The sequence below is a fragment of the Gordonia sp. (in: high G+C Gram-positive bacteria) genome (assembly GCF_020438995.1).
Classification (GTDB): Bacteria; Actinomycetota; Actinomycetes; order Mycobacteriales; family Mycobacteriaceae; genus Gordonia.
This window is the reverse complement of sequence record NZ_JAGQTN010000325.1, coordinates 1-4,697: the sequence shown is the minus strand read 5'-3', so window position 1 is coordinate 4,697 and position 4,697 is coordinate 1. Positions and strand designations below refer to the sequence as shown.

The 4,697-nt window shown below is 65.6% G+C and carries 5 protein-coding genes; all 5 read right to left on the bottom strand.

Annotated features, from left to right (window positions below):
- On the bottom strand, positions 1 to 674 hold a 674-nt coding region (locus KDB67_RS22315; protein ID WP_291020755.1), incomplete at its 3' end, for a 2Fe-2S iron-sulfur cluster-binding protein.
- Positions 671 to 2,017 carry an NADH-quinone oxidoreductase subunit NuoF gene (nuoF, locus tag KDB67_RS22310; RefSeq protein ID WP_291020753.1) on the bottom strand — a complete coding sequence of 449 codons (1,347 nt, stop codon included), beginning with the start codon at positions 2,015 to 2,017 and terminating at the stop codon, positions 671 to 673. The genes KDB67_RS22315 and nuoF, both read right to left, overlap by 4 nt.
- The gene (gene nuoE / locus KDB67_RS22305) at positions 2,014 to 2,712 is read right to left on the bottom strand and encodes an NADH-quinone oxidoreductase subunit NuoE (RefSeq protein WP_291020751.1); all 699 of its coding nucleotides are present in this window, start codon (positions 2,710 to 2,712) and stop codon (positions 2,014 to 2,016) included. Before nuoE ends, nuoF begins: the two co-directional genes overlap by 4 nt.
- A complete protein-coding gene (gene nuoD / locus KDB67_RS22300) occupies positions 2,709 to 4,043 on the bottom strand; it encodes an NADH dehydrogenase (quinone) subunit D (RefSeq protein WP_291020749.1) in 1,335 nt (444 codons plus the stop codon). The genes nuoE and nuoD overlap by 4 nt, the downstream gene beginning before the upstream one ends.
- Positions 4,040 to 4,697 (bottom strand): NADH-quinone oxidoreductase subunit C (locus tag KDB67_RS22295; RefSeq protein ID WP_291020747.1); only part of this gene is annotated, 658 nt, incomplete at its 5' end. The genes nuoD and KDB67_RS22295, both read right to left, overlap by 4 nt.

The window sequence follows — 4,697 nt, the reverse complement described above, 5'->3', positions numbered from 1 at the left end:
CGGGCCCGGAACCGGTACGCGGTGCCGGTCAGGGCGCCGACCGGGCAGATCTGCACGGTGTTGCCGGAGAAATACGATTCGAACGGCTGGTCGGCGTAGGCGCTGACCTGTTGCAGCGCACCACGATCGGCCAGATCGATGAGCGGATCGCCGGCGATCTCGTCGGAGAACCGGGTGCAGCGGGCGCACAGCACGCAGCGTTCGCGATCCAGCAGGATCTCCGAGGACAACGCGACCGGCTTCTCGAAGATCCGTTTGGTGTCGATGAACCGCGACTGCGCTCGACCCGACGACATCGCCTGATTCTGCAGCGGGCACTCGCCGCCCTTGTCACACACCGGACAATCGAGCGGATGATTGATGAGCAGCAACTCCATCACACCGCGCTGGGCCGACGCCGCGGCCTCCGAACTGTGCTGGGTGTGCACCACCATGTCGTCGGCGACCGGGGTGGTGCACGAGGCGACCGGTTTACGTTGTCCCTCGACGTCGACCAGGCATTGCCGGCAGGCGCCGACGGGTGCGAGCAGCGGATGGTCGCAGAACCGGGGGATCTGGATGCCGGCCTGTTCGGCGGCCCGGATGATCAAGGTGCCCTTGGGAACCTCGATCTCGGTTCCGTCGATGGTGAGATGTGTTGTCGAGGTCGCCTTGCGGTCGTCGAGAGCGGTCATCGTGCACCTGCCTTCCTGCCGAAGACTGTGGACTTGGCGTGATCGAACGGGCAACCGCCGCCGGTGATGTGCTGCTCGTACTCGCCGCGGAAGTACTTGAGCGAGGAGGTGATCGGTGAGCCCGCACCATCGCCCAATGCGCAGAACGATTTTCCGACGATGCTGTCGGTGATGTCGGCGAGCATGTCCAGATCGGTCATCGTGGCATCGCCCGTCTCGATGCGGCGCAGCACCTGCACCAGCCAGTAGGTGCCCTCCCGGCACGGGGTGCATTTGCCGCACGATTCGTGGGCATAGAACTCGGTCCACCGGCTCACGCACCGCACCACGCACGTGGTGTCGTCAAAGATCTGTAATGCCTTGGTGCCCAGCATCGATCCGGCTGCCCCCACACCCTCGTAGTCGAGTGGCACGTCGAGGTGTTCGGGGGTGAGCATAGGTGTCGACGACCCGCCGGGCGTCCAGAACTTGAGCTGATGACCGGCGCGGACACCGCCGGCCTGATCGAGCAACTCGCGCAACGTGATTCCCAGCGGAGCCTCGTACTGGCCGGGGCGGGTGACATGTCCGGACAGCGAGTAGAGGGTGAAGCCGGGCGACTTCTCGGTGCCCATCGTGCGGAACCAGTCGACGCCGTTGCGCAGGATCGGTCCGACGCTGGCGATGGATTCGACGTTGTTGACCACCGTCGGGCTCGCGTACAGGCCTGCCACGGCCGGGAACGGGGGCCGCAGCCGGGGTTGCCCGCGCCGGCCCTCCAGCGAATTGAGCAGCGCCGTCTCCTCGCCGCAGATGTAGGCGCCCGCGCCGGCGTGCACCACCAGGTCGATGTCGATCCCGGAACCGAGGATGTCGCGGCCGAGAAGCCCCGCCTCGTACGCCTCGGCTACGGCGGTGCGCAGCCGCCGGATCACGGAAGCAACCTCACCGCGCACGTAGATGAACGCATTGGCGGCCCGAATCGCGTAGCAGGCGATGATGATTCCCTCGATCAGCGCATGCGGCGACGACAGCATCAGCGGCATGTCCTTGCAGGTGCCGGGTTCGGATTCGTCGGCGTTGACCACCAGATAGTGTGGCGGGGCGTCGGGGTCGTCGGATTGGGGTATGAAACTCCATTTCATGCCGACGGGGAAGCCGGCGCCGCCGCGGCCCCGCAGACCCGATGCCTTCACCAGTTCGATGACCTCGTCGGGTGACATCGCGAACGCCGCCCGGACACCGTCGTAGCCGCCGTGCGAGCGGTAGTTGCGCAGCGTCCAGGATTCCGGCTCGTCCCAATGTGCGCTCAGCACACGGGCATCGGGAGCTTCGGCGGTGGTGGAATCGAGAGTGGTGGTCACTGCCCCGGCTCCTCTGGTACCCCGGCGAGTAGTCGTTCGGTCTGCCGGAAGGAGCACAGGCCGCCGGTGCCACGGGACGGCTGCACTTTCAGGCCCGCGCGCAGATCCTCGATGAGTTCGATCGTCGACTCCGGGTCCTGAGCGTCGAAGAACTCCCAGTTCACCATCACCACCGGGGCGTGATCGCATGCGGCGTTGCATTCGACGTGTTCGAGGGTGATGCGGCCGTCGGCTGTGGTGTCGCCGCACCCTATTCCGAGGTGTTCCTTTGCGGCGGCAAGGATCTCGTCGCCACCGAGCACCGCGCACAGCGTGTTGGTACACACGCCCACGAGGTATTCACCGGTGGGGGTGCGCCGGAACATCGTGTAGAACGTCGCCACCGCTGCCACCTGCGCGGCGGTCAGATGCAGTTGCGCGGCACAGAATTCGATACCGGCCCGGGTGATGTACGAATCCACCGACTGTGTCAGATGCAGCAGCGGCAGCAGCGCCGAACGAGATTGCGGGTAGCGGGCGATGATCTCGGTGGCCTCGTCGGTGAGGCGAGCGAGCACGTCGTCCGGGTAGTGATCGGGACCGCCGAAGGTGATTTGCGGGACTCCCACCGGAAGTTCCCTGGCGGCAGGCTCTTTGGGCCCCGAATTATTGTGTCCCACAGCGATATCGCTGCCGAGGAATACCTGGTCGGTCATCGGTCCACCCCTCCCATCACCGGGTCGATACTGGCGACGGCGGTGATCACATCGGCCACCGTGCCGCCTTCGCACATCGCCGCCACCGCCTGCAGATTGGTGAACGACGGATCGCGGAAATGCACGCGATACGGGCGGGTTCCGCCGTCGGACACCATGTGCACGCCGAGTTGTCCACGCGGCGATTCGATTTCGACGAAGCACTGTCCCGCCGGCACCCGGATACCCTCGGTGACCAGCTTGAAATGATGGATCAGGGATTCCATCGACGTGCCCATGATCTCGGCGATGTGCTCGGGTGAGTTTCCCAGACCGTCGGGACCGAGGGACAGTTCGGCCGGCCAGGCGATCTTGCGGTCGTCGACCATCACCGGTCCCGGCTCCAACCGATCCACGCACTGGCGGACGATCTTGAGGGATTCGCTCATCTCCCGCACCCGGATCATGTAGCGCCCGTACGAATCACAGGTGTCCTCGGTGATGACGTCGAAGTCGTAGTCCTCGTAGCCGCAGTACGGCTGGGACTTGCGCAGATCGTGCGGCAGGCCGGTGGAGCGCAGCACCGGCCCGGTGATACCCAAAGCCATGCAGCCGGTGAGGTCGAGGTACCCGACGTCGCGGGTGCGGGCCTTCCAGATCGGATTGTGGGTGAGCAGGTCGCTGAGCTTGGCCAGCCGGGCCGGCAGTGCGTCGATGACGGCTTTGACCTTGTCGATGCCGTCGTCGGGCATGTCGGCGGCCAGCCCGCCCGGCCGGACGAAGGCGTGATTCATGCGCAGGCCGGTGATGTGCTCGAACAGGTCCAGGATCATCTCACGTTCCCGGAAACCCTCGAACATCGGGGTGACCGCACCCAATTCCATTCCGCCCGTGGCCAATGCCACCAGATGCGAGGAGATCCGGTTGAGCTCCATCAGCAGCACCCGGATGACGGTGGCGCGTTCGGGGATGTCGTCGGTGATACCGAGCAGCTTCTCCACACCCAGGCAGTAGGCGGTCTCGTTGAAGAACGGCGACAGGTAGTCCATCCGGGTCACGAAGGTGACGCCCTGCGTCCAGTTCCGGTACTCGAGGTTCTTCTCGATCCCGGTGTGCAGGTAGCCGATTCCGCAGCGAGCGTCGGTAACCGTCTCGCCTTCTATCTCCAGGATCAGCCGCAGCACCCCGTGCGTCGACGGATGCTGCGGCCCCATATTCACCACGATGCGTTCGTCGCCGGGTTGGGCGGCGGCACGCTCGCGCACCGAGTTGACCAGGTCGTCCCAGTCCTGCCCCGACACCGTGAACACCCGCTCGGGGCGGGCGTCGTTCTCTGAATCCAGCGTGGTCACTTGTACGACCTCCTGCGATCCGGGGGTGCGATGCGGGCGCCCTTGTACTCCACCGGAACACCGCCGAGCGGATAGTCCTTGCGCTGCGGATGGCCGTGCCAGTCGTCGGGCATCTCGATACGGGTCAGCGCGCGATGGCCGTCGAAGACGATCCCGAAGAAGTCGTAGGTCTCGCGTTCATGCCAGTCGTTGGTGGGATAGATCAGAGTCAGTGTCGGAATATGCGGATCATGGTCGGGGACAGCAACTTCCAGACGGATGCGGCGGCCGTGCGTGATCGACGAGAGTGGATAGCTGGCGTGCAGTTCGCGTTCGGCGTCGTCGGGATAGTGCACACCGTTGACGCCCAGACACAGTTCGAATCGCAGCCGCGGATCGTCGCGCAGTGTCTGCGCCACCACCGGCAGGTGGCGGCGCCGGATGTGCAGGGTCATCTCGTCGCGGTAGATCACCACCTTCTCGACCGCGTCGGCGTACGAACCGCCGCGATCGGCGAGTGCGTCGGCGAGGGTGTCGGCGATCTCGTCGAAGTAGCCGCCATAGGGACGTGCCGAGGCGCCGGCGAGCGTCACCGGCCGGACGAGCCCGCCGTAGCCGGAGGTATCACCGGAACCCTTCGCGCCGAACAGGCCACGCCGGACGGCGATCACCTCG

What these genes read in the sequence shown, in the direction of transcription:
- nuoE (WP_291020751.1), bottom strand. Translation starts at nt 2,712, where the DNA reads ATGACCGACCAGGTATTCCTCGGCAGCGATATCGCTGTGGGACACAAT.